Source organism: Nonomuraea sp. LP-02 (genome assembly GCF_036289125.1).
In the GTDB taxonomy this organism is placed as follows: domain Bacteria; phylum Actinomycetota; class Actinomycetes; order Streptosporangiales; family Streptosporangiaceae; genus Nonomuraea; species Nonomuraea bangladeshensis.
This window is the reverse complement of record NZ_JAXCLK010000001.1, coordinates 813,105-840,033: the sequence shown is the minus strand read 5'-3', so window position 1 is coordinate 840,033 and position 26,929 is coordinate 813,105. Positions and strand designations below refer to the sequence as shown.

Genomic DNA, 26,929 nt, shown 5'->3' with positions numbered 1-26,929 from the left:
GCGTTTCGCGATCCGAAAACGATTTGCGGTTCTCCGCCCTCGCCCCCGACAATCTGAAGCCGTGCCCGACCTCGCCAGACGCTTCTTTCGTCAATTCCGCATCGATGTGAGCCCCTTGCGCGACTCCCGGGACTACCGGCTGATGTTCGCCTCCGGGATCATCACGATGTTCGGCACGTTCATCTCGGTGGTGGCGGTGCCCTACCAGATGAAGGAGCTCACCGGCTCCTACCTGGCGGTCGGGCTGGTCAGCCTGGCCGAGTTCGTGCCGATGGTGGTGTGCGGGCTCTGGGGCGGCGCCATCGCCGACGCCCTCGACCGCCGTAAGATCATCGTGCTGAGCGAGCTGGGCCTGCTGTTCACCTCGCTCGCGCTCATGGTCAACGCCATGCTGCCGTCGCCCCAGATCTGGGTCCTCTACGTGATGGGCGCGATCTCCACCGGCATCGGCTCACTCCAGCGGCCCAGCATGGAGGCGTTCTTCCAGCAGGTCGTCAAGCACGAGCAACAGGCGGCGGCCGCGGTGCTGTCCAGCCTGCGCTGGAACTTCGGCGCCATCGTGGCCCCGGCGCTCGGCGGCCTGCTGGTGACCTCGGCGGGGGTCGCGGCGGCGTACGGGGTGGACGCGCTGACGTTCCTCGGCTCGCTGGTGCTGCTGTGGCGGATCCGGTCGCTGCCGCCCGCCGAGGACGCCGCGCCCGCGTCGCTGCGCTCCCTGGTCGAGGGCGTCCGCTACGCGGTGGGGCGCCGCGACCTCATGGGCACCTACCTGGTGGACATGGCGGCCATGGTGTTCGCCATGTCGACGGCGTTGTTCCCGTTCCTCGCCGACCAACTGCGCGCGCCACAGGCGCTCGGGCTGCTGTACTCGGCGGGCGCGATCGGCGCGCTCATCGCCTCGCTCACCGGGGCGTGGGCGGCCCGCGTGCAACGCCACGGCCTCGGCGTTATCATCGCGGCGGCCCTGTGGGGCGCGGCCGTGGCGCTCGCCGCGCTGGCCCCGAACATCTGGATCGTCGTCGTCTGCATGGCCCTCGCCGGGGCGGCCGACATGGTCAGCGGCATCTTCCGTTCGACCATGTGGAACCAGACGATCCCGAGCGAGCTGCGCGGCCGGCTGGCCGGCATCGAGCTGCTCTCCTACGCCAGCGGCCCGATGCTCGGCAACGCCCGGGCGAGCCTCATGGCCAACCTCGGCGGCATCCGCTTCTCACTGGGCGCGGGCGGCCTGCTCTGCGTCGGCGCGGTGCTCGCCCTGGCGGCCGCACTGCCGTCGTTCCGCCGCTACGACGCCCGCACCGACGAACACGCCCTAGCTGAAAAGGCCCGCCGCCAGGTCGCCACCCAGCCCACGTGACCTCGCGCCGGCGGGCGGCTCAGCCCGTCTCGCGCCACCCGCCGTAGCGCTCGGCCAGCGCGTCCAGACCGGCCAGCGCCGCCTCGTCCAGCCCTTCCCCGAGCCCTTCCGCCACCACGAGCCACTGCGCGTCCTCGGCGTCGTCCTCCCCGGCCAGCGTCTCACGCACCACCCGCGGCACGCCGAGCGCGGGATACCACTCCCCCAGCGTCTCGGCCACCTCCTCGGCATCCTCCCGCTCGCCGAACACCAGCAGCACCGTCATCCGCCCATTGTCCCAGCCGCGCTGCCGTATCCGACCGTTCACGTGGCGTGAGAAGAATAGGTTGGTAGCGTTGAAACCATGACTGCCGAAGCGGTGACCGTCGAGATGACTTCTCCCTCACTGCCCGACTGGGTCTTTCCGCCTGCCCGCGGGTTCGCTGCAGAAGACCTCGATCACATTGCGGATTTGCCTGCACACACAGAGTTGATTGATGGAAGCTTGGTGTTCGTGAGTCCCCAAGCCTCCTTCCACATGTGCGTGGTGTCGCTGCTGGAGGGCGAGTTGCGTCGCGCCGCCCCGGAGGGCCAACGCGTCCGGCGGGAGATGAGCGTGATCCTCGATCCCGCCCAGCGGCCCGAGCCGGACGTCTGCGTCGTCCGGGCCGACGCCGTCACGGGCGGGAGGCAGACGTTCTTCCGGGGACAGGACGTGATTCTGGCGGTCGAGGTGGTCTCGCCGGAGTCGCGCGTCCGCGATCGCAAGCGCAAGCCGGTGCTCTACGCCGAGGCCGGCATCCCGCACTTCTGGCGGATCGAGGAGCAGGCCGGCAAGCCGGTCGCCTACGTCTACGAGCTCGACCCCGCGACCGGTCTCTACGCCCTGACCGGCCTGCATCACGACCGGCTGAAGCTCACCGTCCCCTTCGACCTCGACGTGGATCTCGGCGAGGTCGACCGCATGTGAAAGGGCCGGCCCGGCACAAGCCGGGGCCGGCCCTTCACCAGCCAGGAATCAGGAGCTGCGGAGCTGGGCGCCGACGCGGTCGGCGGCCAGCGCCACCGCGGCGTCCCTGGCCGCCGTCGTCTCCTCGACCGTCAGCGTACGGTCCGGCGCCCGGAAGCGCATCGTGTAGGCGAGCGACTTGTTGCCCTCGCCCACCTGCTCCCCGGCGTAGACGTCGAACAGCCGGATCGACTCCAGCAGCTCCCCGGCCCCGTCGCGCAGCGCCGCCTCGACGTCGGCCACCGGCGTGAAGTCGGGCACGATCAGCGCGACGTCCTGCGTGGCCACCGGGTAGGCCGACACCGCGGGCGCCTGCACCGGCCCCGGCATGGCCTGCTCCAGCCGGGTCAGCTCCAGCTCCATGGCCGCGGTGCGCGGCGGCAGGCCGTACGCCTCGATGACCCGCGGATGCAGCTCACCGGCGTGCCCCACCAGCGTGTCGCCGACGTAGAGCGCGGCGCACCGGCCGGGGTGCCACGGCTCGTGCTGGTCGGCGCTGATGGACAGCTCCAGCCGGGCCTCCTCGGCGACCAGCCGCGCGGCCTGTACGGCGTCGGCCCAGGACGCCTGGCGTCCCTTGCCCCACCAGCCGGAGCGTTCGAACTCCCCGGCCAGCACCACCGCGACGCGCACCGGCTGGTCGGGCAGGGCCGCCTCGATCGAGGCCAGCTCCTCCGCCGTGGGCCGCCGCTCGACGCCGAGCACCGGCGCGGTCTCGGGCGCGCCGGGCCGCGGCCGGTAGACCGGCCCCGTCTCGAACAGCGCCACGTCGGCGAAGCCGCGCCCGACGTTGCGTACCAGGGTCTTCAGCAGCCCCGGCAGCAGCGTGGTGCGCATCAGCGGCTCGTCCTCCGACAGCGGGTTGGCCAGCCGCATGGCCGCGCGCCGCGCGTCCTCGGCCGGCAGCAGCAGCCGGTCGAAGTCGTCGGGGCTGATGAACGGGTAGCTCAGCACCTCGACGTAGCCGCCCTCGGCCAGCGCCCGCCCGGCCCGGCGGCGCAGCCGCTGCCCCTCGGTGAGCCCGGCCCCGGCGGGGGCGCTGGGCAGCACCGACGGCAGGTTCTCGTAGCCCTCCAGCCGGATGACCTCTTCGGCCAGGTCGTTGGGGTCGGTGAGGTCGGGCCGCCAGGACGGCGGGGTGACGGTGATCATGTCGTCGCCGGTGACGGCCAGCTTGGCCGCCAGCGCGCCGCCGGTCACGACTCCGGTCGGGGCGACGCCGCCCTTGCGTACCGCGGGGTCGTCGCCGTCGGCCACGGTGCAGCCAACCTGCCGCAGCCGGGCGATCACGGTGTCCTTGGAGTAGGGGACGCCGGCGACCCGGCCCGGGTAGCTCGCGGGGATCGCGATCCGCGCGGGCGTGACCTCGACCTCGGCGTGCGTGACCCCGGGCCCGACCTGGGCGCCGCCCAGCTCGGCCAGCATGCGCGCGGCCTTCCAGGACGCGACCAGCGGCAGCTCCCTGTCGACGCCGCGCTCGAACCGCTTGGACGCCTCGGACACGAGCCCGTGCCGCCGCGACTCGCGGGAGATGCCGGTGGCGGAGAAGTGGGCGGCCTCGATGACGATGTCGGTCGAGCCCTCGGAGATCTCGGTCTCCAGCCCGCCCATGGTGCCCGCCATCGAGATCGGGCCGGACTGGTCGGTGATGAGGATGTCGTCGGGGTCGAGCTCGCGTACGACGTGGTCGAGGGTCTCCAGCCGCTCGCCCGGCAGGGCCCGGCGTACGACGATCTCGCCCTGCAGCCTGGCCCGGTCGAAGGCGTGCAGCGGCTGCCCGAGCTCCAGCATCAGGTAGTTGGTGATGTCGACGGCCAGCGACACCGGCCGCATGCCGGCGCGCGACAGCCGGGTGCGCATCCACAGCGGGCTCGTGGCGGCCGGGTCGAACCCGGTCACCTCGCGCAGCACGAACCGGTCGCAGGCGGTCGGGTCGGCGATCGAGGCCGGCCACGACGGCTCGTCCGTGGCGGGCACCTCGACGTCGGCGGGGTCGTGGAAGGCCACCCCGAACGCGATGGCCGCCTCGCGCGCCACGCCGCGGATGGACAGCGCGTAGCCGATGTCGGGGGTGATCTCCAGCTCGATCACGTCGTCACGCAGGCCGAGCAGCTCGACCACGTCGGCGCCGACCGGCGTGTCGGGCGGCAGCACCATGATGCCGCCGTGCTCGTCGCTCAGCCCGAGCTCGCGCTCGGAGCAGATCATGCCCTCGGACATGCGCCCGTACGTCTTGCGCGCCCCGACCTCGAACCCGCCGGGCAGCACGCCGCCGGGCAGGACGACGGGCACGCGGTCGCCGGCGGCGAAGTTGGTGGCGCCGCAGACGATCTCGCGCGGCGTCGCCTCCCCCACCTCGACCCGGCAGTGCCTGATCGGCTTCTTGAACCCGGTCAGCTCCTCGATCTCCAGCACCTCGCCGACGACGACGTTCTTGACGTCGTGGCCGTGGGAGGTGATGGCCTCGAGCTTGAGCCCGGCCGCGGTGAGCTTGTCGGCCACCTCGTGCGCGGTGACCGCCGGGAGATCGACATACTCCCGCAGCCAGGAGAGCGGGACCTTCATCAGATCTCCATTCCGAACGGGAGCGTGAAGCGCACGTCTCCTTCGACCATGTCACGCATGTCCTCGGCGTTGTGCCGGAACATCAGGGTCCGCTCGATGCCCATGCCGAAGGCGAACCCGGAGTAACGCGAGGGGTCGACGCCGCAGGCGACCAGCACCCGCGGGTTGACCATGCCGCAGCCGCCCCACTCGATCCAGCCCTCCGACTTGCAGGTGCGGCAGGGCGGGTTGCCGGGGACCGCCGAGGCGCCGCGGCAGACGAAGCACTTGAGGTCCATCTCGGCGGACGGCTCGGTGAACGGGAAGTAGTTGGGCCGGAACCGGGTGGTGATGCCCTTGCCGAACATGACCTCGGCGAACCGGTCGAGCGTGCCCTTGAGGTGGGCCATGGTCAGGCCCTCGTCCACGGCGAGACCCTCGGTCTGGTGGAAGACCGGGGTGTGGGTGGCGTCGAGCTCGTCGGTGCGGAACGTCTTGCCCGGCGAGATGACGTAGACCGGCAGCTCGCGCTGGAGCAGCGCGCGGATCTGCACCGGCGAGGTCTGCGTGCGCAGCACCATGCCGGACCCGGTGGAGCCGACGAAGAACGTGTCGTGGTCGGAGCGGGCCGGATGGTCCTGGGCGATGTTGAGCGCGTCGAAGTTGAACCACTCGCCTTCGAGCTCGGGCCCCTCGGCCACCTCGTAGCCCATGGCGACGAACGCGTCGGCGATGCGCTCCTGCAGCGTGGTGAGCGGGTGGCGGGCGCCGCGCGGCCGGCGGTCCCACGGCAGGGTGACGTCGACGGTCTCCTCGACGAGCACCCGCGCGTCGCGCTCGGCCTCCAGCTCGGCCTGGCGCGCGGCCAACGCCTCGTTGATCGTTCTGCGCGCGCCGCCGACGCGCTTGCCCGCCTCGGCGCGGGCGGCCGGCGGCAGCGCGCCGATCTCGCGGTTGGCCAGGGCGATGGGCGAGCGGTCGCCCGCGTGCGCCAGCCTGGCCTGCTTGAGTGCGTCGAGGCTGTCGGCCGCCTTGATCGCCGCGATGGCGTCGGCCTCCATGCGCGACACCTCGTCGGCATGCAACGGTGTCACCTCGACGGGGTCGTAGTCAGACAAGAGTGAGCTCCGTATCCAGGGCGTGAGCGGAAATGAGTCTAGTGGGGTCGGCCCACCGGCCCCGAATCCCGCTTGCCGGGCCTGTCAGGCGGACGTCGCGAAATCGGGGGTGCCGGTGGGCACGGTAAATCGGAACTCCGCCCCACCCTCGGGCGCCCGCTGCACGACGATCGTGCCGCCGTGCGCCTCGACCAGGCCCTTCACGATGAACAGGCCGAGCCCGGTGCCGCCGCGACGGCGGCTGTTGCCGCCGCGCCAGAACTGCCGGAAGACGCGCGGGGCCAGCTCGGGCTCGATGCCCTCGCCCTCATCGCGGACCGACACGGCAACTCCCCATCCGACGGACTCGATCTCCATTGTCACGGTGCCGCGGCCATGGCGCAGCGCGTTTTCCACCAGGTTACTCAGAATCTGGTCAACTTTGTCCTGGTCGAGCCACGTCTCCGGCAGGTCGTCGTGGACGACGAGCCGGAACCGGTCCTCGGGCTCGCCCGCCGCGACCCGCCCGGCGATGATCCGGCGGGCGCGGGCCGGCAGGTCGACGACCTGGCGGCGCACCTCCAGCCGCCCGGACTCGATGCGGGAGACGTCGAGCAGCTCGGTGATGAGCCGGGTGACGCGGTCGGCGTCGTTGTTGACCGTCTCCAGCATGACGAGCTTCTGCTCTTCGGTGAAGCGGCTCCACTTGGACAGCAGGGTCGCGGTGAACCCCTTGACGCTGGTCAGCGGCGAGCGCAGCTCGTGGGCGACGGTCGAGACCAGGTCGGCGCGGCTGCGCTCCAGCCGGGCGCGGGCGCCGCCGTCGCGCAGCGTGATCGCGACGCGCTCGACCTCGCCGCCGCGCTCCGGCTCGCGGACCAGCCGGGCGGTGACGTAGAGCTCCTGCCCGCCGGGCAGGTGCAGCGGCCGCTCCGGCACCCGGACGCGGCTGCGCAGCCCGCCCTCGGGGTCGAGCGCCTTCCACCAGTCGCGCCCGTCGTGGTCGCGGAAGGGGAAGACGTCGCTCATGTGGCAGCCGATCGCGCGCTCCATGCGGACGCCGGTGAGCCTCGCGGCGGCGCGGTTGACGGCCACCACCCTGCCATATCGGTCGGCCACGATGAGGCCGTCGGGAAGGTCGTCGATGGCTATCGTGCACGCGGCGGCCACTACTTGCCCGTCGGTTTCTGCGCCGTGCACGACCTCGCCTCCTCCGCCTACAACGCCGACAATAGCGGGTTTCCGGCCGCCTAGGGCACTCGCTGAGCCCTGGCGGAGGAGTAAAGGCATACCGCCGCGGCGGTGGCCAGGTTGAGACTTTCAGCCTGTCCGTAGATGGGCACTCTGACCACATCATCCGCTTCGGCGCGTATCTCCTCCGGCAGTCCCCATGCCTCGTTGCCGAAGATCCACGCGGTGGGACCCGACAGATCGACGTCGTCGAGCGTGTGCTTGCCCGCGCCGTCGGCCGCCAGTACGCGCAAGCCTCGCTCCTTGAGTTGACGCACGGAGGGACTCACCGGTGCACCGATGACGACGGGCAGATGAAAAAGGCTTCCGGCGCTGGCGCGTACGCACTTGCCGTTGTACGGGTCCACGGAGGCGTCGGTGAACACCACCGCGTCCGCCCCCGCGGCGTCGGCCGCCCGCATGACGGTGCCGGCGTTGCCCGGGTCGCGTACGTGGGCGAGCAGCGCGACCAGCCGCGGCGTGCCCTCCAGCGCCCGCTCCAGCGGCACGTGCACGAGCCGGCAGACCGCGACCAGGCCCTGCGGGGTGACGGTCTGGGTGAGCTCGGCCATGACCTCGCCGCTGGCCCGGTGCACCGGCACGCCCTGGAGTGTGGCCTCGGTGATCAGCTCGGCGTGGCGCAGCTCGGCCTCGGCCGTGGTGAACAGCTCCAGGGTGACGTCCGCCAGCCGCAGCGCCTCACGCACCGCCTGGGGGCCCTCGGCCAGGAACTTGCGGTCCTGATCACGGAAGGCGCGCTTGGTGAGCCTGCGTGCGGCCTTCACCCGCGGCGACTTCACGTTGGTCAGCTCGGACCCGGCCATGCGTCTCCCCCTGGGTCGTACAGGTACGGCGTCGTCTCGCGCGTACCGCATTCGTGCGGGTACAGCAAAGGGCCCACCGTCAACGGTGGGCCCTCGTCAAAAATATTCAGCTCGCGGCCGGCGCGTTCACGTTCGCCGGCAGCGCCTTCTTGGCGGCCTCGACGAGCGTGGCGAAAGTCTGGCCGTCGTTCACCGCCAGGTCGGCGAGGATCTTACGGTCAACCTCGATGCCGGCCAGGCGCAGGCCCTGGATCAGGCGGTTGTACGTCATGCCGTTCTGCCTCGCCGCGGCGTTGATCCGCTGGATCCACAGGCGGCGGAAAGCGCCCTTGCGGTCCTTGCGGTCACGGTAGGCATAGGTCATGGAGTGGAGCATCTGCTCCTTGGCCTTGCGGTACAGCCTCGACCGCTGGCCACGGTAGCCGCTGGCCCTCTCAAGGACGACCCTGCGCTTCTTCTTGGCGTTGAGCGCCCGCTTCACGCGTGCCATGTTTCTTCTCCCCGGGGAATCGCGCTACTTGGCGAGCAGCTTCTTGATCTTCTTGGTGTCGGCGTCGGAAAGGACGACCTCGTTCTTGAGACGGCGCGTCAGCGTGGACGACTTCCACTCGTTGTAGTGCGCGCGGTTGGCACGGCGACGCTTGATCTTGCCGGAACCGGTCAACCGGAACCGCTTCTTCGCACCACTGTGCGTCTTCATCTTCGGCATGTCGCCGTCTCTCCTCGTTTCGGTCGTGCCGGTAGCCGGGCCGGTGGTCGGCCGACCCGGTCGCGGCGTCTTTCGTCTGCCGGCGCTGGCTCGGGGCGCTCTGTAAGGCTAACCCCTACCGGAGGTCACGCTTCCTGTGGGGAATCGTCCTCGCCGTCGCGCTGTGCCTTGGCCGCCGCCTTCTCGGCCTTGGCCTCGGCCTTCTTCTTGTGCGGACCGATCACCATGATCATGTTTCGGCCGTCCTGCTTGGCGTGGGACTCCACGAAGCCGAGCTCCTGGACGTCGTCGGCCAGCCGCTGCAGCAGCCGGAAGCCGAGCTCCGGCCGGGACTGCTCGCGTCCGCGGAACATGATCGTGACTTTGACCTTGTCCCCCGCCTTGAGGAACCGCACCACGTGACCCTTCTTGGTCTCGTAGTCGTGCGGGTCGATCTTCGGCCGGAGCTTGATCTCCTTGATGATCGTGTGCGCCTGATTCTTGCGCGCCTCGCGCGCCTTCATCGCGGACTCGTACTTGAACTTGCCGTAGTCCATGAGCTTGCACACGGGCGGTCGAGCCGTGGCCGCGACCTCGACGAGGTCAAGGTCGGCTTCCTGGGCGAGCTTCAGGGCGTCGTGAATCGAGACGATGCCAACCTGCTCGCCGTTCGGGCCCACGAGGCGAACCTCGGGAACTCGGATACGCTCGTTGATGCGGGGCTCAGTGCTGATGGGGCCTCCTAGGTTTGCGATCCCTACGTGCTCGTCGTGCCCAAGGCCTTTCGCATTACCCCTAACGCGAAAAACCCCGCACGTCGCGCATGCGGGGCCACTGAGCTCTTCGGCTTTCGTGGCCTCGAGCTCCCCGGAGTAGTCCGGCGTGATCCTGGACCCGGCCACCTTTCGGTGACTCAGGTGGGAGGGAGACCTCCGCTTGCGCGTCCAGCAAACATGCCGGACCGATCAGAGAGCTACATTACCACAACAGCCAGGCACGCTCGAATCTTCCCGCCGGTCACCGATTTGCCGGCCGTCATGCCGGAACCTCTTCCGGCCGTCAGGCCGGGTCCTCTTGAACCGTCAGGCCGGAGCCGCGGCCCGTCTGCGGATCTCGGCCTCGCCGGCCGCGCGCATGGCCTCCACCGGCACGTCCGTGCGCCCGGTCATCAGCTCCACCTGCCGCACCGCCTGGTGCAGCAGCATCCCGAAGCCGCCCACGACCGTGCCGCCCGCCGCCGCGACGGCCGCGGCCGCCCTGGTCGGCCAGGGCGAGTAGACCACGTCGAACAGCGCGGGCACCCGGGCCAGCCGGTCGGCGAAGGCGTCGGCGGCGCCGCCCGGCAGCGTGGAGACGACCAGGTCGGCCTCGGTGAACACGTCGAGCTTGTCGAGCGTCTCCACGGCCAGCGCCATGCCCAGCCGCTCGGCCACCTCGGCGGTCCCGCCCGCGCGGGCCGGCTCGCGGACCAGGAGGGTGGCGGCGTGCAGGCCGAGCTCGCGCAGCGCCGCGAGCGTGGAGGCCGCCGTCGCGCCGCCGCCCAGCACGACGGCCGAGCGCGGAGCGCGTACGCCGGCCTCGGCCAGCGCCCGCACGATGCCGTGCACGTCGGTGTTGTCGCCGTGGCGGCGCCCGTCCCGGAACACCACCGTGTTGGCCCCGCCGACCTCGACGGCCAGCTCGGAGACGGTGTCGAGCAGCGGCAGCACGGCCCGCTTGAGCGGCATCGTGAGCGACAGCCCGGCCCAGGCGTCCTCCTCGGCGCGGCCCTGCCCGCGCACCGGGGTCAGCTCGCCCAGCAGCTCGGGCAGGCGGGCCTCGTCGCACTCGAACGCCTCATAGCTCCATCCGGCCAGCCCCATCTCGCGGTAGGCGGCGCGGTGCAGGAACGGCGAGAGCGAATGGGCGATGGGCGACCCCATGACGGCGGCGCGCATCCGCGGCTCCTTCCCCTACGAACAGCACGACCCTATCGCGGGCCGCGCGGCTCCCCGTACGACGCCGCCCACCTGCGATTCGTCGTCGCAGGTGGGCGGGGTCGGTGGGCAGGAGGGCCGGTCAGCCGCCGCAGCCGCCGTTGGCGGTGCACTCGGCGAGCAGCGCCTGCCGCTCGGCCTCGGTGGTGGCGAACTTGGTGACCGAGCTCTTGGGGTCGGTGGCCACGAAGAACAGCCACGAGCCCTTCGCCGGGTTGAGCGCGGCCTCGATGGCGTGGTCGCCGGGGTTGGAGATCGGGCCCGGCGGCAGCCCCAGGTGCTTGTAGGTGTTGTAAGGGGAGTTGGTCTCCAGCTCCGCGTGGGTCGCGTAGGTGCGGTACTTGCCGAGCGCGTACATCACCGTGCTGTCCATCGACAGCTTCATCGGCGGGTTCTGCCCGAGGCGGTTGTAGATGACGCGGGCGATCTTCGGCATGTCCTCGGCGCGGCCGGCCTCGGCCTGGATGATGCTGGCGATGACCATGATCTCGTGCGGCTTGCGGCCGAGGGCCTTGGCGCCGCCTTCCAGGTCGATGCGCTCGGCGGTCTGGTTGAACCGCTTGACCATCTGCGCGAGCATCTGCTTCGGCGTGGCCGTGGGCTGGAACTCGTAGGTGGCGGGGAAGGCGTAGCCCTCCAGCTTGCCCCTGGCGTACGACGGCAGCTCCAGGTCTCCGGCCTGCTTGGCCGCGGCCTGGAACTCCTTGACCGGCTTGCCGGTCTCCTTGGCCAGCGTGGCCAGCGTGTCCGACAGCCGCAGGCCCTCCTTGAGCGGCACCCTGATCAGCAGCTTGTTCGAGGGCGTGAGCGCGTCGACGGCGGCGGCGGCCGACATCTTCTTGCGCATCTTGTACGTGCCCGGCTGCAGCGAGCCGCTCTTGTTGGCGTTGCCGATCGCGTTGGTGAACGCCCTGGCGCTGGCGACGACCCCCTGCCGCTCCAGCTCCTGCGCCACCTCCGACGCGCTCTGGCCGTCCTGGATCTGGATGACGACCTCTCCGGTGCCCTGACCGGTGTAGTCGTCGGGCACGAGAGCGTCGCTGAGCCAGAGGTAGCCGTAGTATCCGCCGCCGCCGATGATGCCGGCCAGCACGACGAAGGCGAGCAGCGGCGCGATGAATCCACCCCGGTTACGGCGGCGGCGGCGTCTGCGGCTGCCGCGGCCGCCCCGGGCGCGCCGTCGGGACTGACCTTCGTCGTCCTCGGCGCCGAGCAGCGTGTTCAGATCGAGATCGCTCATAGGTTCGCAGGCCAATCTCCCGGTACGGCCGGCAGGGCGTCAAGCGGAAGTGCCCAACCGGCACAGCTCACCGAGCGGAACTGGGGGGCCCGCCGGTCATGTTCCCACAACCAGCGGAGATCACTCTGGGTAGCCATGCTAGAGGACAGAAAGAGGACATGTGCCCCCTTCTGCGACATTTGCGCGGGAGCGCAGGAAGCCACGTCGAACATCAGCTCGTCCCGAGGTTCTTGTTCAACTCTTCCCGGTATCTCACGAACTCGCTCTCTTTGTTGGTGAATTTGGTGATTCTATGCGCCGGATCCGTCGTCACAAACCAGTGCCAATCGCCGTCCGCCGGGTTCAGAGCCGCAACCAGCGCCTTAGCGCCGGGATTGGCGATGGGGCCAGGAGGCAGCCCCTTGCGACGGTAGGTGTTGTACGGAGAGTCGACCTTGGTGTCCTTCTCGGTCACTCTCAGCGTCCGCCGCTTCTGCGCGTACAGGACGGTGCTGTCGATCTCCAGCGGGGTGCCCCGCTCCAGCCGGTTGTAGATGACTCTGGCGATCTTGGGGTAGTCGGCGTCGGTCCCGCCCTCGGCCTGGATCATGCTGGCCACCGTGACCGCCTCCAGCGGCGTCAGGTGCACGCGGGCCGCCTGCTCGGCCAGGCGGAGCCGGCGCGCCTCGGCGCCGAAACGCTCCACCATCGCCGCCAGCACGTCCACGGGGGTGTCGCCGGGCTCGATCTCGTACGTGGCCGGGAACAGGAAACCCTCCAGGCCGGGCGCGTACGACGGCAGGCCGACCAGCCCCTTGTCCACCGCCAGGAACTCCCTGAGCGACAGGCCCGTCTGCTTGGCCAGGCGGGCCAGCACCTCGCTCACCCGCATGCCCTCCGGCACGGTCACCCGCTTGAACACCCGGGAGCCGGCGTCGAGCAGCAGGTCCAGCGCCGCCGTCGCGGCCATGCCCTTGCGCAGGCGGTAGGTGCCGGGACGCAGCCGTCCGGTCACCGCACGGTCCTCGGTCGCGCGTACGAACGACCCCGCGCTGGCCACCACCCCGGCGTCGGCCAGCGTCGTGCCGATCGCCTGGGCGCTGGAGCCGGGCGGGATGCGGACCGTCACCGTGCCCTCGCCCTTGCCCTCGAAGTCGGCGGGGCTGAGATAAGGCTTGACCAGCGCGATGACGCCGACGCCGGCCGCGATCAACGCCACCGCCAGCCCGGCGGCCACCAGCCCCGCCTTCCGCGCGGCCCTCCGCCGCCCGCCCTTCCCGGCTCCCGCCGCCGCCCCGCCGCCCTGGCCGGCGGCCACAGCCCCCGCACCCTGGTGGCCGGCGGACCCGGCGTCCGCACCCTGGCCCTCGGTCACGGGCCCCTCGCTCGCCTCGGCTGATTCCGGCCTCTCGAGCGCTGGTCCATCGGCGGCGGCGGCGCCATCGCCCAGCCCGGAGGAGCCCACGGAAGCGGAGCCCTCGCTCAGACCGGCGGGCGCCGTGGCATCGTCCTGGCTCCCGGGCGTGCCGACAGCCTCTCCCGTCGCATGAGCAGGGCCACGCACGTCACCACGCCGAGCAGCCGAAGCCACCCCGACCGGCCCATCACCACCCGAGCTGTCGCCGACCACCCCGGCCAGCCCGTCACCATCCGAGCCGTCGCCGGCCACCCTAACCGGCCCGTCACCATCCGAGCCGTCGCCGGCCACCCTAACCGGCCCGTCACCGTCCGACCCGCCGCAGGCCACCCCAACCGGGCCGTCACCGTCCGACCCGCCGCAGGCCACCCCAACCGGGCCGTCACCGTCCGACCCGCCGCAGGCCACCCCAACCGGGCCGTCACCGTCCGACCCGCCGCAGGCCACCCCAACCGGGCCGTCACCGTCCGAACCGCCGCAGGCCATCCCGGCCGGGCCGCCACCGTACGGCTCCTCGGCCGGCACGTCCATCGGGGCCGTTTCTGAGGGTGCGGCGTCCGTCGCGTCGTCAGTGGCCGCCCCGGGACCGACATTCCCCAGGTCCTCTTCCGCGGGGCTGAACGGGATGAGGTCACCGCTGTCGTCCTGTTCCTCGGGCAGGCGTCCGTCCGGTGTCTCGTTCACGACGTCACCGCCCCGGCGCCCGCCGCGCTCCCCCGCCCCGTGTGCCGCCGGCTCATTGGGCAGGTCCGTCGGCCGCCGCGGGCGGTTCGACGGGCCTGCCTGGTGGTCTGTCGGTGGCGCGTTCGGAATCGAGCGCGTCCTGCAGCAGCACGACGGCCGCCGCCTGGTCGACGACGCCCCGCTGCTTCTTGGCCTTGACGCCGCTGGCCCGCAGGCCGTGCTGGGCGGCGACCGTGGTCAGCCGCTCGTCGAACAGCCGGACGGGCGTCGGCGCGAGCCGGGCGGCGAGCCGCTCCGCGTAGGCACGGGCGAGCTCCGCCGCCTGCCCCTCACGCCCGGAGAGCGATCGGGGCAGCCCCACGACGACCTCGATCGCCTCGTGCTCGGCGACGATCGCCGCGATGCGGTCGAGGTCGCCCTTGCCACGCCGGACGGTCTCGACCGGCGTGGCCAGCATCCCCGAGGGATCGCTGCGGGCCACGCCGACCCGCACGGAGCCGACGTCCACGCCGATCCGTGAACCGAACCTCATGTCAGCGTCAGCCGAGCTGACCCGCGATGGCCTCATCGACCAGGCGCAACGCCTCGCCGATCGCCTCCGGTCGCGTGCCACCGCCCTGCGCGACATCGTCCTTGCCGCCACCGCCACCCCCAAGCGCCTTGGCGGCGACGCCGACCAGCTGCCCGGCCTTGAGCCCCCGCTCGCGCCCCGCCTCGTTGACCGCGGCAACCACCACAGGCCGGTCGGAGGGGACACCGGCGATCACGACGACCGCCGGCCTGTCGGACGGGAACCTGCCACGCACATCAAGCGCGAGCTTACGCAGATCATCCGAGCCCGTGCCATCAGGCGCGCGGTGTGTCACGACGGAGACGCCGCGCTGGTCACGGGCCTGCGCCACCAGCTCGCCTGCCACCGCGAGCACCTGCGCCGAGCGCAGCCGCTCCAGCTCCTTCTCGGCCGTGCGCAGCCGGGTGACGATGCCGTCGATGCGCTCGGGCAGCTCCTCGCGGCGCGCCTTGAGCTGCTCGCTGATCTGGTGGACCAGCACGCTCTCGCGGGCCAGGAACCGGAAGGCGTCGATGCCGACCAGCGCCTCGACCCGGCGCACGCCCGCGCCGACTGACTGCTCGCCGAGCACCTTGACCAGGCCGAGCTGCCCGGAGCTGTGGACGTGGGTGCCGCCGCACAGCTCGCGCGAGTAGTCGCCGATCTCGACCACGCGGACCTCGTCGCCGTATTTCTCGCCGAACATGGCGAGCGCGCCCATCGCCCGCGCCTCCGCCTGGGAGGTGTAGAAGGCGTTGACCTTGAGGTCGTTGATGAGCACCGCGTTGACCTCGTCCTCGACGTCGCGCAGCACGCTCGGCGGCACCGCGCCGGCCGCGGTGAAGTCGAAGCGGAAGCGGCCGGGCGAGTTCTCCGAGCCGGCCTGCGCCGCCGTCTCGCCGAGCGCGTTCTTGAAGCCGCGGTGGACGAGGTGGGTGGCGCTGTGGCTGCGCGAGATCGCGCGGCGGCGTTCGAGGTCGATCTCCGCCTGCGCCTCGTCGCCGACCTTGAGCTCGCCGCTGCGGACCTTGCCGCGGTGGACGATGAGCCCGGAGAGCGGCTGCTGCACGTCGGTGATCTCGACCTCGGCGCCGCCGGTGCGGATGACGCCCTGGTCGGCGAGCTGGCCGCCGCCCTCGGCGTAGAACGGGGTGCGCGCGAGCACGACCTCGACCGTGCTGCCCGCGCCCGCCGCCGGGACGGACGCGCCGTCGATCAGGATGCCGACGACGCTGGTGTCGGCCTCGGTGTGGTCGTAGCCGAGGAACTCGACCTTGCCCGCCGCCTCCAGCATCTGGCCGAACACCGAGATGTCGGCGTTGCCGGTCTTCTTCGCCGCGGCGTCGGCCTTGGCCCGCTGCCGCTGCTCCTTCATGAGCCGGCGGAAGCCCTCCTCGTCGACCTTGAGCCCCTGCTCGGCCGCCATCTCCAGGGTGAGGTCGATCGGGAAGCCGTAGGTGTCGTGGAGCTGGAACGCCTGCTGGCCGGACAGCGTGCTGCCGGACTTGCGCTTGGTCTCCTCGACGGCCACGTCGAAGATGGCGGTGCCGGTGCGAAGCGTGCCGAGGAAGCTCGCCTCCTCGGCGTCGATGACCGCGTGGATCTGCGGCGCGTCGATCTTGAGCTCGGGGTACTGCTCGCCCATGACGTTGATCGCGACGTCGGTGAGCTCGTGCATGTAGCGCTCGTCGCCGGAGCCGAGCAGGCGCAGGTTGCGCACGGAGCGGCGCAGGATGCGGCGCAGGACGTAGCCGCGGCCCTCGTTGCCGGGCAGGACGCCGTCGGCGACCAGCATGGTGCCGGTGCGCACGTGGTCGGCGACCACCCGCAGGCTCACGTCGGAGCGGTGGTCGCGGCCGTAGCGGGTCTTGGTGAGCTCGGCCGCCTTGTCGAGGATCTTGTAGGTGGTGTCGATCTCGTAGATGTTGTCGACGCCCTGCAGGATCGCCGCCATGCGCTCCAGGCCCATGCCGGTGTCGATGTTCTTGGTCGGCAGCTCGCCCGCGATGTCGAAGTCGACCTTGGTGCGGACCGCGCTGAGCTGGTACTGCATGAAGACGAGGTTCCAGACCTCGAGGTAGCGGTCCTCGTCGGCGACGGGGCCGCCCTCCTTGCCGTATTCGGGGCCGCGGTCGTAGTAGATCTCCGAGCAGGGGCCGCCGGGGCCGGGCACGCCCATGTGCCAGTAGTTGTCCTCCAGGCCGCGGCGCTGGATGCGGTGCTCGGGCAGGCCGACCTTGTTGCGCCAGATGTCGTACGCCTCGTCGTCCTCGAGGTAGACCGTCGCCCACAGCTTGTCCTCGGGGAAGCCGAAGCCGCCGTCGGACTCGGAGCGGGTCAGCAGCTCCCACGCGAACGGGATCACCTCGGCCTTGAAGTAGTCGCCGAAGGAGAAGTTGCCGAGCATCTGGAAGAACGTCGCGTGCCTGGTGGTCTTGCCGACCTCTTCGATGTCGGGCGTGCGGACGCACTTCTGGGCGGTGGCCAGCCGGGACGCCGGAGGCCTGCGCTGCCCCAGGAAGTACGGCTTGAACGGCGCCATACCGGCCGGAACCAGGAGAAGCGTGGGGTCCTCTGCGATCAGGCTGGCCGAGGGCACTATCTTGTGCCCACGCTCCTCGAAGAAGCGCAGGAAGCGGCGCGCGATCTCTGCCGACTCCATGGTGGCCATCCTTTGCGTTAGTCGTCGTGTCGAACGAAGGTCTCAGTGGGCTGTGGTCAGCGGGCGGTGTCTTCAGCCTGGTCGAGCCCGAGGCGTGCCCGCAACTCGGTTTCGCGCACCGCGGCCTCGCCGAGCGCGTCCGAGGTGAATTCTCTCACCCGCTGGAGCATGCCCGCCGCTCCGGCGGCCGTGCGGCGGGCGACGTGGTCGGGGTGCAGCGCCTGCAGCCGGCGCATCACCCAGAAGGCGAGGAACGCGCCGAGCGACAGGTAGAACAGCCTGCGGATCATTTGACCCGCCCCGGCCGCGCGCCGCCGGCCGGTCCGCCGCGCCGGACGGGCCGGCGGGCCTCGATGGCCCGGCGCACGCCGTAGCCCAGCGAGGACACCTTGATCAGCGGGCCGGTGAACATGGTGTCGGTGACCGCGCTCAGCCGGGCGGCGTGGCCGCTGACCTGCTTGACGTCCTTGGCGATGGCCTCGACGGCCATGAGCTGCCTGTTGGTCTCGTTGACGGTGAGGGTGACGTCGTCGAGCAGCGGCGTGAGGCGGTTGTTGAGCTCGGTGACCGCCTTGGTGGCCTCCTTGAGCAGCCGGGCGAGCTTGACGAGCACCATGGCCAGCACGCAGACCAGGACCACCCAGCCGGTGGCGGCGATCAGACCGGCGACCTCTCCGGCGGTTAGCATCCGCTCATCTCCCTTGTGTGCTGGGCAGGAACGGCACGACCCTATCGCGTCCCGCTGACAACGTTAGTGAGGACCACGAGGCGTCAGGGGCCACCGCGCAGGAACTCGCGGATCTTGGCCCAGCGTTCGGCGACCGGAGCCTCGGCGCCGTGCCGGGTGGGCTCGTAGTAGCGGCGCTCGCGCACCTGCTCGGGCGCGTAGTCCTGGCGGACGAGCCCGTGGTCGAAGTCGTGCGGGTATTTGTAGCCCTCGCCGTGGCCGAGCTTGGCCGCTCCGCCGTAGTGGGCGTCGCGCAGATGGCCGGGCACCTGGCCGATCAGCCCCTTGCGGACGTCGCCGATCGCGGCGCCGATGGCCTTGACGACCGCGTTGGACTTGGGGGCCAGCGCGCAGTGGATGACCGCGTGCGCCAGGTTGATCTGCCCCTCGGGCAGGCCGATGAGCTGGACGGCCTGCGCGGCGGCGACGGCGGTCTGCAGGCAGGTGGGGTCGGCCATGCCGACGTCCTCGCTGGCGAAGATGACGAGGCGGCGGGCGATGAAGCGGGGGTCCTCGCCGGCCTCGATCATCCGGGCGAGGTAGTGGAGCGCGGCGTCGGCGTCGGAGCCGCGCATCGACTTGATGAAGGCGCTGATCACGTCGTAGTGCTGGTCGCCCTGCCGGTCGTAGCGCACCGCAGCCTTGTCGACGGCCTTCTCGACGACCTCGACGGTGATGTCCTCGGCCAGCAGCGCGGCCGCCTCCAGGTAGGTGAGCGAGCGCCGGGCGTCGCCGCCCGCGAGCCGTACGAGGTGCTCCAGCGCCTCGGGGGCGAGCCGGTGCCGCCCGCCGAGCCCGCGCGGCTCGGCCACCGCCCGCTCCAGGACGGCGCGGATGTCGTCGTCGGACAGCGACTCCAGGGTGAGCAGGAGCGAGCGCGACAGCAGCGGCGAGATGACGGAGAAGTACGGGTTTTCCGTGGTGGCGCCGATGAAGGTGACCCAGCGGTTCTCCACGGCGGGCAGCAGGGCGTCCTGCTGGGCCTTGTTGAAGCGGTGGACCTCGTCCACGAACAGCACGGTCTGGCGGCCGGTCATGCCCAGCTCGCGGCGGGCGTTGTCGATGGCCGCGCGGACGTCCTTGACCCCGGCGGAGACCGCGGAGATCTCCACGAAGCGGCGCTGGGTGACGTTGGAGACGACGTAGGCGAGCGTGGTCTTGCCGGTGCCGGGCGGCCCCCACAGGAACAGCGACATGGGAGCCTCGCTCTCGACCAGGCGGCGCAGCGGGGTGCCGGAGCCGAGCAGGTGGCGCTGGCCGATCACCTCGTCGAGCGTGCGCGGGCGCATGCGCACCGCCAGGGGCTGCGGGGTGGCGTCCTCGGCCGCCGAATCGAACAGGCTGTCCACAAAGCGAGATTACAGGCCCCAAACAGCCCTCGCGCCCGAGTCCCCGGCCAGGAAGCAGAAGTAGCCGGCCACGGCGGCCAGCACGACCGTGAGCCCGGACAGGACCAGCGAGACGGGGCGGCCGAAGCGGTCGCGGCCGACGGAGTCGCGGGCCGGGCGGGTGGCGTGCACCAGCAGCAGCGTGACGGCGGCCAGGCCCGACGCCGACAGCAGCAGCGGGCCGGCGAAGCTCTCGTGCGTGGCGATGGCCCGGCCGAGCTCCCCCTCCGCGGTGGCGAAGCGGGCCTCCTTCAGCCGCTCGCCGCTCTCCTTGGCCGCGAACACGGCCACGGGCCCGGTGAGGGAGAGCAGGATCGCGGCCCAGGCGACGTACGGACGCCACCGCGGCACCAGCGCGTAGACCGCCGCCACCGCGGCGAGCAGCGGCACCAGCACGACGGCGAAGTGGATGACGAGCGCGTGGGCCGGCAGGCCCAGGATCTGGTCGAACATGACGACTCCTTTGTGCTCTTTTCAACTACGTTCGGGAGCACGATAAGGTTCGCGGTCCCATCCGTCGCACCTCACGGCTTTTGCCACTTACATCCGGCACATACCGAGGGCCGGTAGCATGCGCGGAGTTGTTTGGTCATGTGTCGGCAAAGATGAAGGAGACATGCGGTGAGCGGCGAAGACCGCAAGAGCGACCTCGCGCGGGAGCACAAGGAGCGGCAGGAGAAGCGCGCGGCGGCCGAGGGCTCCTCCAAGGCGAAGCGGAACGCCTTCATCGGCGCGGGCGTGGCTGTGGTGGTGGTGGCCGGCGGCATCTTCGCCGCGACCACCCTGAGCGGCGGCGACGGGCCGGACCCCGCCGCGGCGGAGAGCTCGGCCTCCGCGTCGGCGTCGGCATCGCCCTCGGCGTCGTTGCCGATCGCGCCGACGACGACCGCGGCCGCGGGGCCGGTGACGTGCACGTACAAGCGTGACGACTCCGTCCCGAACAAGTTCGTGGGCCTGCCGGGCAAGAAGCCCAACATGAAGCTGAAGAAGATGACGATCAACTTCAACCGCGGCAAGGTCGTCGTCGACCTGATGACCGAGGCGGCCCCGTGCACGGTCAACGCGCTCAGCTTCCTCAACAAGAAGCACTTCTACGACAACATGAAGTGCCACCGGCTGGTCACCACGGACGTCTCCGGCGTGCACCTGCTGCAGTGCGGCGACCCGCAGGCCAAGGCCGACGGCAAGAACCCGACCGACGGCCAGGGCACCGCGGGCTTCGTCTACGGCGACGAGAACGTCGAGATCCCGCCGGCCAAGGGCGTGGTCTTCATGTCCCAGCCCGGCGACTCCGCGGGCCAGAACAACAGCCAGTTCGTCTTCTCGCTGTCGGACGAGAACACGCAGCTCGGCGGGGGCTTCTCCACCGTCGGCGTGGTCAGCGAGGGCCTGGACATGCTGGTCGGCCTGGCCAAGAACGGCGGGGACCTCATCGTCAACGAGGCCGACATCACCGGCGACGGCGGCACCACCGCCCCCAAGAAGCCGGTCATCATCAAGAGCATCACGTTCTCCTGACCCGCGCGCGCAAGAAGCCGGCAGGGCGCCCGCCCTGCCGGCTTCTCTCATGCCGGGCCCGGATCAGTCCTTGCGCGGCGTGGCGTCGACGCCCGCCTCCTTGCGCTGCCCCGCCGTGATGGGCGTGGGCGCGCCGGTCAGCGGGTCGAAGCCCGAGGCCGTCTTGGGGAATGCGATGACGTCGCGGATCGACTCGCCGCCGGCCAGCAGCATGCAGATGCGGTCCCAGCCGTAGGCGATGCCGCCGTGCGGCGGCGGGCCGTACTTGAACGCCTCCAGCAGGAAGCCGAACTTGCTCTCGGCCTCCTCCTTGGAGATGCCGAGCACGTCGAACACGCGCTGCTGCATCTCGGCCCGGTGGATACGGATCGAGCCGCCGCCGATCTCCATGCCGTTGCAGACCATGTCGTAGGCGTAGGCCAGCGCCTCGTCCGGGTGGTCCTGGAAGTTGTCGGCCCACTCGGGCTTGGGGCCGGTGAACGGGTGGTGCACGGCCGTCCAGCCGCCCTCGCCGTCCTCCTCGAACATGGGGGCGTCCACGACCCACAGGAACGACCACTGCGACTCGTCGATGAGCCCGCAGCGGCGGCCGATCTCCAGCCGGGCCGCGCCGAGCAGGTCGCGGGCGGCGTTGCGGGCGCCCGCGGCGAAGAAGATCGCGTCACCGGGGGCGGCGCCGACCTTGGCGGCCAGCCCGGACAGCTCCTCCTCCGACAGGTTCTTGGCGACCGGGCCGCCGAGCGTGCCGTCCTCCTGCACCAGCACGTAGGCCAGGCCCTTGGCCCCGCGCGAGCGGGCCCACTCCTGCCAGCCGTCGAGCTCCTTGCGGGTCTGCGAGGCGCCGCCCGGCATGACGACCGCGCCGACGTAGTCGGCCTGGAAGACGCGGAAGGTGGTGCCCGCGAAGTAGGAGGTCATCTCGACCAGCTCCTGGCCGAAGCGCAGGTCGGGCTTGTCGGAGCCGTAGCGGGCCATAGCCTCGGCGTACGTCATGCGCGGCAGCGGCGTCGGCAGCTCGTAACCGGCGAGCTCCCGCCACAGGCGGGCGATCAGCGTCTCGCCGACCTGGATGACGTCCTCCTGGTCGACGAAGGACATCTCGACGTCGATCTGGGTGAACTCCGGCTGCCGGTCGGCACGCAGGTCCTCGTCGCGGTAGCACTTGGCGAGCTGGTAGTAGCGCTCAAGCCCGGCCACCTGCAGGAGCTGCTTGAACAGCTGCGGCGACTGCGGCAGGGCGTACCAGTTGCCGGGCTGCAGGCGCACGGGCACGAGGAAGTCGCGGGCGCCCTCGGGCGTGGAACGGGTCAGCGTCGGGGTCTCGACGTAGACGAAGCCGAGCTCGTTCATGACCTCGTTGGCGAGGTAGGTGGCCTTGGAGCGCACCCGCATGGCGTGGGCCACCTGCTGGCGGCGCACGTCGAGGTAGCGGTACTTCAGCCGCGCCTCCTCCGAGACCCCCACGTTGCCCTCGATCGGGAACGGCAGCGGCGCCGACTCGCTCAGCACCTCGACGGTGTCGGCGACGACCTCGATCTTCCCGGTGGGCAGCTCGGGGTTCTCGTTGCCCTCCGGGCGCAGGCGCACCTCGCCGACGACCTTCACGCAGTATTCGGCGCGCAGGTCGTGGGCGTGGTCCTCCTCGCGGAAGACCACCTGCGCCGAGCCGGAGGCGTCGCGCAGGTCGATGAAGACCACGCCGCCATGGTCGCGGCGGCGGGCCACCCAGCCCGCGAGCGTCACCTTCTGCCCGGTGTGCTCCTCGCGGAGCGACCCGGCCGTATGCGTGCGGATCACTGCACTTTCCCCTTCAAGACGTCCACGACCTGGGCCAGCGGCACCTCGGTCTGGTCTGCTGTGGTCAGGTCCTTCACTTGCACGGCCCGGGCCGCGAGGTCACGCTCGCCCAGGATCAGCGCGAAACGGGCGCCGGAACGGTCGGCTCCCTTCATCGCGCCCTTGAGCCCCTTGCCGCCGAAGGCCATGTCGGCGGCGACGCCGGCCGCGCGCAGGTCGTTCACGAGGGTGAACATGGCGCGGGCCGCTTCGTCGCCCAGCGCCACACCGTACACCTCGCAGCGGGCGGGGGTGGCGAGCTCGACGCCCTCGCGCTCCAGGGCGATGACGGTGCGGTCGAGGCCGAGCCCGAAGCCGATGCCGGGCAGCGCGGGCCCGCCGATGGCCTCGGACAGGCCGTCGTAGCGGCCGCCGCCGCCGATGCCGGACTGCGCGCCGAGCAGCGGGTGGTCGAACTCGAACGTGGTGCGCGTGTAGTAGTCGAGCCCGCGCACCAGCCGCGGGGAGTCCTCCCACGGGATGCCGAGGTCGGCCAGGAGCTGCTTGACCCGGTCGTGGTAGGACTTGCAGCCGGCGCACAGGTGGTCGCCGATGAGCGGCGCGTCCGTGAGCTGCTCCTGCACCTCGGGCCGCTTGTCGTCGAGCACGCGCAACGGGTTGATCTCGATGCGGGCGCGGGTGGCCTCGTCGAGGTCGAGCGCGCGCAGGAACTCCTGCAGCCGGGCGCGGTAGATCGGGCGGCACTCACGGCAGCCGAGCGAGTTGAGCAGCAGGCGGACCCGGGTGAGCCCCAGCGTGGTGTACCACTGCCAGGCCAGCGCGATCGTCTCGGCGTCGACGGCGGGATCCTCGCTGCCGATGGCCTCCAGGTCGAGCTGGTAGAACTGCCGGTAGCGGCCCTCCTGGGGCGCCTCGGCGCGGAAGACCGGGCCGTCGGTCCACACTTTGACCGGGAGCTGGCCGCGGTGCAGGCCGTGCTCCAGGACCGCGCGCAGCACACCGGCGGTGAACTCCGGGCGCAGCGTGAGCGAGCGGCCGCCGCGGTCGGTGAAGGTGTACATCTCCTTGCTCACGACGTCGGTGGACTCGCCGACGCCACGGGCGAAGAGCTGGGTGTCCTCGAAGACCGCGGTCTCGAGGTAGGAGTAGCCCGCGCGCCTGGCCGTCTCGGCGAACGCGGCGCGGATCGCGTAGAACGTCGACGCCTGCGGCGGAACGTATTCCTTGACGCCTTTTGGTGCTTGGAAGCTCATTAGATCCCTCGTGTGGGACCGGCGTGCGGCGCTGCTTCCTTCAGGTAGGGGTTGGTCGCGCGCTCGCGGCCGATCGTGGTCTGTGGTCCGTGGCCCGGCAACACGACCGTATCGTCCGGCAGCGGCAGGCACTTGGTAGCCAGGCTGCGCAGGATGGTCGGATAGTCGCCGCCGGGAAGATCGGTGCGGCCGATGGAGCCGGCGAACAGCAGGTCGCCCGAGAACATCACGTCGTCCGAGGGCAGCCGGAAGCTCACCGACCCCCTGGTATGGCCGGGGGTGTGGTCCACGACCAGCTCCAGGCCGGCCAGCTCCAGCACGGCGCCGTCCGTCAGCTCGCGCACGTCGTCGGGCTCGCTGAGGGTGATGCCGCCGAACAGCGCGGCGCTCTCGCGGGAGAAGCCGGCGCCGGGGTCGCTGAGCAGGTGGCGGTCGTCCGGGTGGATCCAGGCCGGCACGTCGCGGGCGCCGCAGACGGGGGCCACCGACCAGACGTGGTCGAGGTGGCCGTGGGTGAGGATCACGGCGACCGGCTTGAGCCGGTGCTCGCGCAGCAGGTCGTCGACGCCTTCCGCGGCGTCCTGGCCCGGATCGACGATCACGCACTCCTCGCCGGCCGCGGGCGCGACGACGTAACAGTTGGTCTGGAAGCCCCCTGCGGGGAAGCCGGCGATGAGCATCTGCCTCAGGTGATCTCGTCGAAAAGCCAATGGGAATGTAACCGAAGGGTACCGGTGCGGGTCGCCGGGCTGCGAATCATTACCCATTGGCCGATACGATTCGCCCACCTTGGTTGATTGACTATGGGAGGCAAAGCGGTGGCCACGGGGAAGGACCGGCAGAAGCAGCTGGCGCGCGAGCACTACGAGCGGCAGATGCAGCGCCGCATCGAGCGCGAGCAGAAGGCCAAGCGCACGGCGATCATCGGCTCGACGGTGGGCGTGGTGATCGTGGTCGGCGGAATCGTGGCCGCGGTCGCGCTCCTGGGCGGCGGCGACACGGGCACGGAGGCGGCCGCCTCGCCGAGCGCCTCGGCGGCCGAGACCGCCTCGGCCTCGGCGAGCACGGGGCCCAAGCCGTACGACGCGGCCACGGGCACCTGCGACTACGTCAAGGACACCACGGGCGGCACGGTCAAGGACGTCGGCATGCCGCCGGCGAAGGTCAAGACCACTCCCGCCAAGAAGACCATGACGCTCAAGACCAACCTGGGCGACGTCGTGGTCGAGCTCGACAACGCCAAGGCCCCCTGCACGACCAACTCGCTGGAGTTCCTGGCGAAGAAGAAGTACTACGACGGCAGCAAGTGCCACCGGCTGGGCAGCGAGAAGTTCCCCATGCTGCAGTGCGGCGACCCGACCGCCAAGGCCGACGGCAAGAGCCAGGACGGCGCGGGCGGCCCCGGCTACGTGATGGCCGAGGAGAACCTCGAAGGAGCCCAGTACAAGCGCGGCGTCATGGCGATGGCCAAGACCAGCGCGCCCGGCAGCACGGGAAGCCAGTTCTTCCTGGTGTTCGGTGACATCCAGCTCACCCCCGATTACACGCCTGTGGGTACGATCACGAAGGGTCTCGACATCCTGGACAAGGTGAACAAAGCAGGCGTCATTGCCGACATGGGCGACGGGACCGGGGCGCCGAAGGAAACCATGGAAATCAAAGACGTGACAATCGCCAGCAAGAGCTGACGTAATACAAACTAGGGACGAAGTAGTCCCGAAGGGTCTGATGGAGAGTGCGGGAGGACACGGTGAGCACCGACCCGTGGGGCCGGGTAGACGACGACGGCACCGTCTACGTGCGTACGGCTGAGGGAGAACGGGCCGTCGGCTCCTGGCAGGCCGGTGAACCCGAAGAGGCACTGGCCTACTTCCATCGGAAGTACGACGAGCTGGCGGGCCAGGTTCAGCTGCTCGAGCAGCGGGTGCGGGGCACCGACCTGGCTCCGGCCCAGGCCGAGGCCAGCATCGCCAAGCTGCGCGAGGCGGTGGCCGACGCCCACGCCATCGGCGACCTGCAGGCGCTGACGGCGCGCCTCGACGGCCTGACCGAGCTGGTCGGCCAGCGGCGCGAGGAGGTCAAGGCGGCCCGCGAGCAGGCGCGCGCCGAGGCGAGGACGGTCAAGGAGCGCATCGTCGCCGAGGCCGAGCGCATCGCGGACGAGACCACCCACTGGAAGTCCGGCGGCGAGCGGCTGCGCCAGCTCGTCGAGGAGTGGAAGGCCGCCGACCGCATCGACCGGGTCACCGAGGCCGCCCTGTGGAAGCGGCTCTCGGCCGCCCGCACGGCCTTCGCCAAGCGGCGCAAGCAGTACTTCGCCGGCCTGGACGAGCAGCGTGAGGGCGTACGCGCGGCCAAGGAGCGCATCGTCGCCGAGGCCGAGGCGCTGGCCGGCTCCACCGACTGGGGCCCCACCGCGGCGGTCTACCGCGAGCTGATGCAGCAGTGGAAGAGCGCGGGCCGGGCCTCGCGGGAGGTCGAGGACGAGCTGTGGGGCCGCTTCAAGGCCGCCCAGGACCAGTTCTTCCAGGCCCGCTCGGCGGTCTTCGCCGAGCGCGACGCCTCGCTGGCCGCCAACGCGCAGGTCAAGGAGGAGCTGCTGGCCGAGGCGGAGAAGATCCTGCCGGTCACGGACGCCCGCACGGCGCGCGCCGCGCTGCGCCACCTCCTGGAGCGCTGGGAGGCCGCGGGTCCGGTGCCGCGCGAGCAGCGCGACCGGCTGGAGGGCGGGCTGCGCCGCGTGGACGAGGCCGTGCGCAAGGCCGAGGACGCCGAGTGGAAGCGCTCCAACCCCGAGGCCAGGGCCCGCGCGCAGAGCACGGTCGACCAGCTCCGCACCTCGATCGAGCAGCTGGAGAAGCGGCTGTCCAAGGCGCAGGCGGCCGGCCGGGCCAAGGACGTCAAGGAGGCCGAGGAGGCCCTGATCGCCCGCCGCTCCTGGCTGGAGGAGGCCGAGCGCACGCTGGCCGAGTTCAGCTGACGCTGCGGGTAGGTTCGCTGACCTGCGGGT

Annotated in this window: 26 protein-coding genes; 6 read left to right on the top strand and 20 right to left on the bottom strand. The window is 71.1% G+C overall.

Annotation, left to right across the window (positions count from 1 at the left end; translation table 11 throughout):
- Positions 1–106: 106 nt before the first annotated feature.
- The gene (locus tag SMD20_RS03930) at positions 107–1,357 is read left to right on the top strand and encodes an MFS transporter (protein WP_329574900.1); all 1,251 of its coding nucleotides are present in this window, start codon (positions 107–109) and stop codon (positions 1,355–1,357) included.
- Between the two features lie 19 nt (positions 1,358–1,376).
- Here the strand turns inward: SMD20_RS03930 and SMD20_RS03925 are convergent, their stop codons facing one another.
- Positions 1,377–1,622, bottom strand: coding sequence for a hypothetical protein (locus SMD20_RS03925; RefSeq protein ID WP_329574898.1), 246 nt, complete (start codon positions 1,620–1,622; stop codon positions 1,377–1,379).
- 78 nt (positions 1,623–1,700) lie between these two features.
- Here SMD20_RS03925 and SMD20_RS03920 point away from each other — a divergent pair, with 78 nt between their 5' ends.
- Complete coding sequence (locus SMD20_RS03920) at positions 1,701–2,306, top strand: Uma2 family endonuclease (protein ID WP_329574896.1); 606 nt, start codon at positions 1,701–1,703, stop codon at positions 2,304–2,306.
- Positions 2,307–2,354: 48 nt separating this feature from the next.
- On the opposite strand, the gene SMD20_RS03915 is transcribed toward SMD20_RS03920, so the two are convergent.
- The 10 genes from SMD20_RS03915 to mltG (SMD20_RS03870) form a co-directional block, all read right to left on the bottom strand.
- A complete protein-coding gene (locus tag SMD20_RS03915; RefSeq protein ID WP_329574894.1) occupies positions 2,355–4,910 on the bottom strand; it encodes a phenylalanine--tRNA ligase subunit beta in 2,556 nt (851 codons plus the stop codon).
- Positions 4,910–5,950 (bottom strand): phenylalanine--tRNA ligase subunit alpha, encoded by a 1,041-nt coding sequence (pheS, locus tag SMD20_RS03910; RefSeq protein WP_329592418.1) that lies wholly within the window; start codon positions 5,948–5,950, stop codon positions 4,910–4,912. The genes SMD20_RS03915 and pheS overlap by 1 nt, the downstream gene beginning before the upstream one ends.
- A gap of 141 nt (positions 5,951–6,091) precedes the next feature.
- The gene (locus SMD20_RS03905; RefSeq protein ID WP_329574892.1) at positions 6,092–7,186 is read right to left on the bottom strand and encodes a sensor histidine kinase; all 1,095 of its coding nucleotides are present in this window, start codon (positions 7,184–7,186) and stop codon (positions 6,092–6,094) included.
- 50 nt (positions 7,187–7,236) lie between these two features.
- Positions 7,237–8,040 (bottom strand): TrmH family RNA methyltransferase, encoded by an 804-nt coding sequence (locus SMD20_RS03900; protein ID WP_091082775.1) that lies wholly within the window; start codon positions 8,038–8,040, stop codon positions 7,237–7,239.
- A gap of 106 nt (positions 8,041–8,146) precedes the next feature.
- Complete coding sequence (gene rplT, locus SMD20_RS03895; RefSeq protein ID WP_020547116.1) at positions 8,147–8,530, bottom strand: 50S ribosomal protein L20; 384 nt, start codon at positions 8,528–8,530, stop codon at positions 8,147–8,149.
- A gap of 24 nt (positions 8,531–8,554) precedes the next feature.
- The gene (gene rpmI / locus SMD20_RS03890; protein ID WP_026215152.1) at positions 8,555–8,749 is read right to left on the bottom strand and encodes a 50S ribosomal protein L35; all 195 of its coding nucleotides are present in this window, start codon (positions 8,747–8,749) and stop codon (positions 8,555–8,557) included.
- 125 nt (positions 8,750–8,874) lie between these two features.
- Positions 8,875–9,444: a translation initiation factor IF-3 gene (gene infC / locus SMD20_RS03885; protein WP_329592416.1), complete on the bottom strand. Its 570-nt coding sequence runs from the start codon at positions 9,442–9,444 to the stop codon at positions 8,875–8,877.
- A 366-nt stretch (positions 9,445–9,810) separates the two neighbouring features.
- Entirely contained in the window at positions 9,811–10,665 is an 855-nt protein-coding gene (locus SMD20_RS03880) for a shikimate dehydrogenase (protein WP_329574887.1), read from the bottom strand.
- A gap of 121 nt (positions 10,666–10,786) precedes the next feature.
- Positions 10,787–11,944: an endolytic transglycosylase MltG gene (gene mltG, locus SMD20_RS03875; protein ID WP_329574885.1), complete on the bottom strand. Its 1,158-nt coding sequence runs from the start codon at positions 11,942–11,944 to the stop codon at positions 10,787–10,789.
- A gap of 211 nt (positions 11,945–12,155) precedes the next feature.
- Complete coding sequence (gene mltG, locus SMD20_RS03870; protein ID WP_329574883.1) at positions 12,156–13,298, bottom strand: endolytic transglycosylase MltG; 1,143 nt, start codon at positions 13,296–13,298, stop codon at positions 12,156–12,158.
- A 171-nt stretch (positions 13,299–13,469) separates the two neighbouring features.
- On the opposite strand from mltG (SMD20_RS03870), the gene SMD20_RS03865 reads away from it, so the two are divergent.
- A complete protein-coding gene (locus SMD20_RS03865; RefSeq protein WP_329574881.1) occupies positions 13,470–13,886 on the top strand; it encodes a hypothetical protein in 417 nt (138 codons plus the stop codon).
- A 190-nt stretch (positions 13,887–14,076) separates the two neighbouring features.
- Here SMD20_RS03865 and ruvX read toward each other — a convergent pair whose 3' ends face one another.
- The 6 genes from ruvX to SMD20_RS03835 form a co-directional block, all read right to left on the bottom strand.
- Complete coding sequence (gene ruvX, locus SMD20_RS03860; protein ID WP_329574879.1) at positions 14,077–14,556, bottom strand: Holliday junction resolvase RuvX; 480 nt, start codon at positions 14,554–14,556, stop codon at positions 14,077–14,079.
- A gap of 7 nt (positions 14,557–14,563) precedes the next feature.
- Positions 14,564–17,236 (bottom strand): alanine--tRNA ligase, encoded by a 2,673-nt coding sequence (gene alaS, locus SMD20_RS03855; protein WP_329574877.1) that lies wholly within the window; start codon positions 17,234–17,236, stop codon positions 14,564–14,566.
- A gap of 56 nt (positions 17,237–17,292) precedes the next feature.
- Complete coding sequence (locus tag SMD20_RS03850) at positions 17,293–17,526, bottom strand: hypothetical protein (protein ID WP_329574875.1); 234 nt, start codon at positions 17,524–17,526, stop codon at positions 17,293–17,295.
- Entirely contained in the window at positions 17,523–17,924 is a 402-nt protein-coding gene (locus SMD20_RS03845; protein ID WP_329574873.1) for a DUF948 domain-containing protein, read from the bottom strand. The genes SMD20_RS03850 and SMD20_RS03845 overlap by 4 nt, the downstream gene beginning before the upstream one ends.
- 83 nt (positions 17,925–18,007) lie before the next feature.
- Positions 18,008–19,312 (bottom strand): replication-associated recombination protein A, encoded by a 1,305-nt coding sequence (locus tag SMD20_RS03840; protein ID WP_329574871.1) that lies wholly within the window; start codon positions 19,310–19,312, stop codon positions 18,008–18,010.
- Between the two features lie 9 nt (positions 19,313–19,321).
- Positions 19,322–19,804, bottom strand: coding sequence for a hypothetical protein (locus SMD20_RS03835; protein WP_329574869.1), 483 nt, complete (start codon positions 19,802–19,804; stop codon positions 19,322–19,324).
- Positions 19,805–19,972: 168 nt separating this feature from the next.
- Between SMD20_RS03835 and SMD20_RS03830 the strand changes: the two genes are divergently transcribed.
- Complete coding sequence (locus tag SMD20_RS03830; protein ID WP_329574867.1) at positions 19,973–20,869, top strand: peptidylprolyl isomerase; 897 nt, start codon at positions 19,973–19,975, stop codon at positions 20,867–20,869.
- Between the two features lie 63 nt (positions 20,870–20,932).
- Here the strand turns inward: SMD20_RS03830 and aspS are convergent, their stop codons facing one another.
- The 3 genes from aspS to SMD20_RS03815 are packed head-to-tail and all read right to left on the bottom strand — an operon-like array spanning position 20,933 to position 24,599.
- On the bottom strand, positions 20,933–22,666 hold the full coding sequence (gene aspS, locus SMD20_RS03825) for an aspartate--tRNA ligase (RefSeq protein WP_329574865.1): 1,734 nt from the start codon (positions 22,664–22,666) through the stop codon (positions 20,933–20,935).
- On the bottom strand, positions 22,663–23,919 hold the full coding sequence (gene hisS, locus SMD20_RS03820) for a histidine--tRNA ligase (protein WP_329574863.1): 1,257 nt from the start codon (positions 23,917–23,919) through the stop codon (positions 22,663–22,665). Before hisS ends, aspS begins: the two co-directional genes overlap by 4 nt.
- Entirely contained in the window at positions 23,919–24,599 is a 681-nt protein-coding gene (locus tag SMD20_RS03815; RefSeq protein ID WP_329574861.1) for an MBL fold metallo-hydrolase, read from the bottom strand. The genes hisS and SMD20_RS03815 overlap by 1 nt, the downstream gene beginning before the upstream one ends.
- Before the next feature lie 138 nt (positions 24,600–24,737).
- Here SMD20_RS03815 and SMD20_RS03810 point away from each other — a divergent pair, with 138 nt between their 5' ends.
- Both SMD20_RS03810 and SMD20_RS03805 read left to right on the top strand, forming a co-directional pair.
- Entirely contained in the window at positions 24,738–25,607 is an 870-nt protein-coding gene (locus SMD20_RS03810) for a peptidylprolyl isomerase (RefSeq protein WP_329574859.1), read from the top strand.
- A 62-nt stretch (positions 25,608–25,669) separates the two neighbouring features.
- Positions 25,670–26,899: a DUF349 domain-containing protein gene (locus SMD20_RS03805; RefSeq protein ID WP_329574858.1), complete on the top strand. Its 1,230-nt coding sequence runs from the start codon at positions 25,670–25,672 to the stop codon at positions 26,897–26,899.
- The last annotated feature ends 30 nt before the right edge of the window (positions 26,900–26,929 follow it).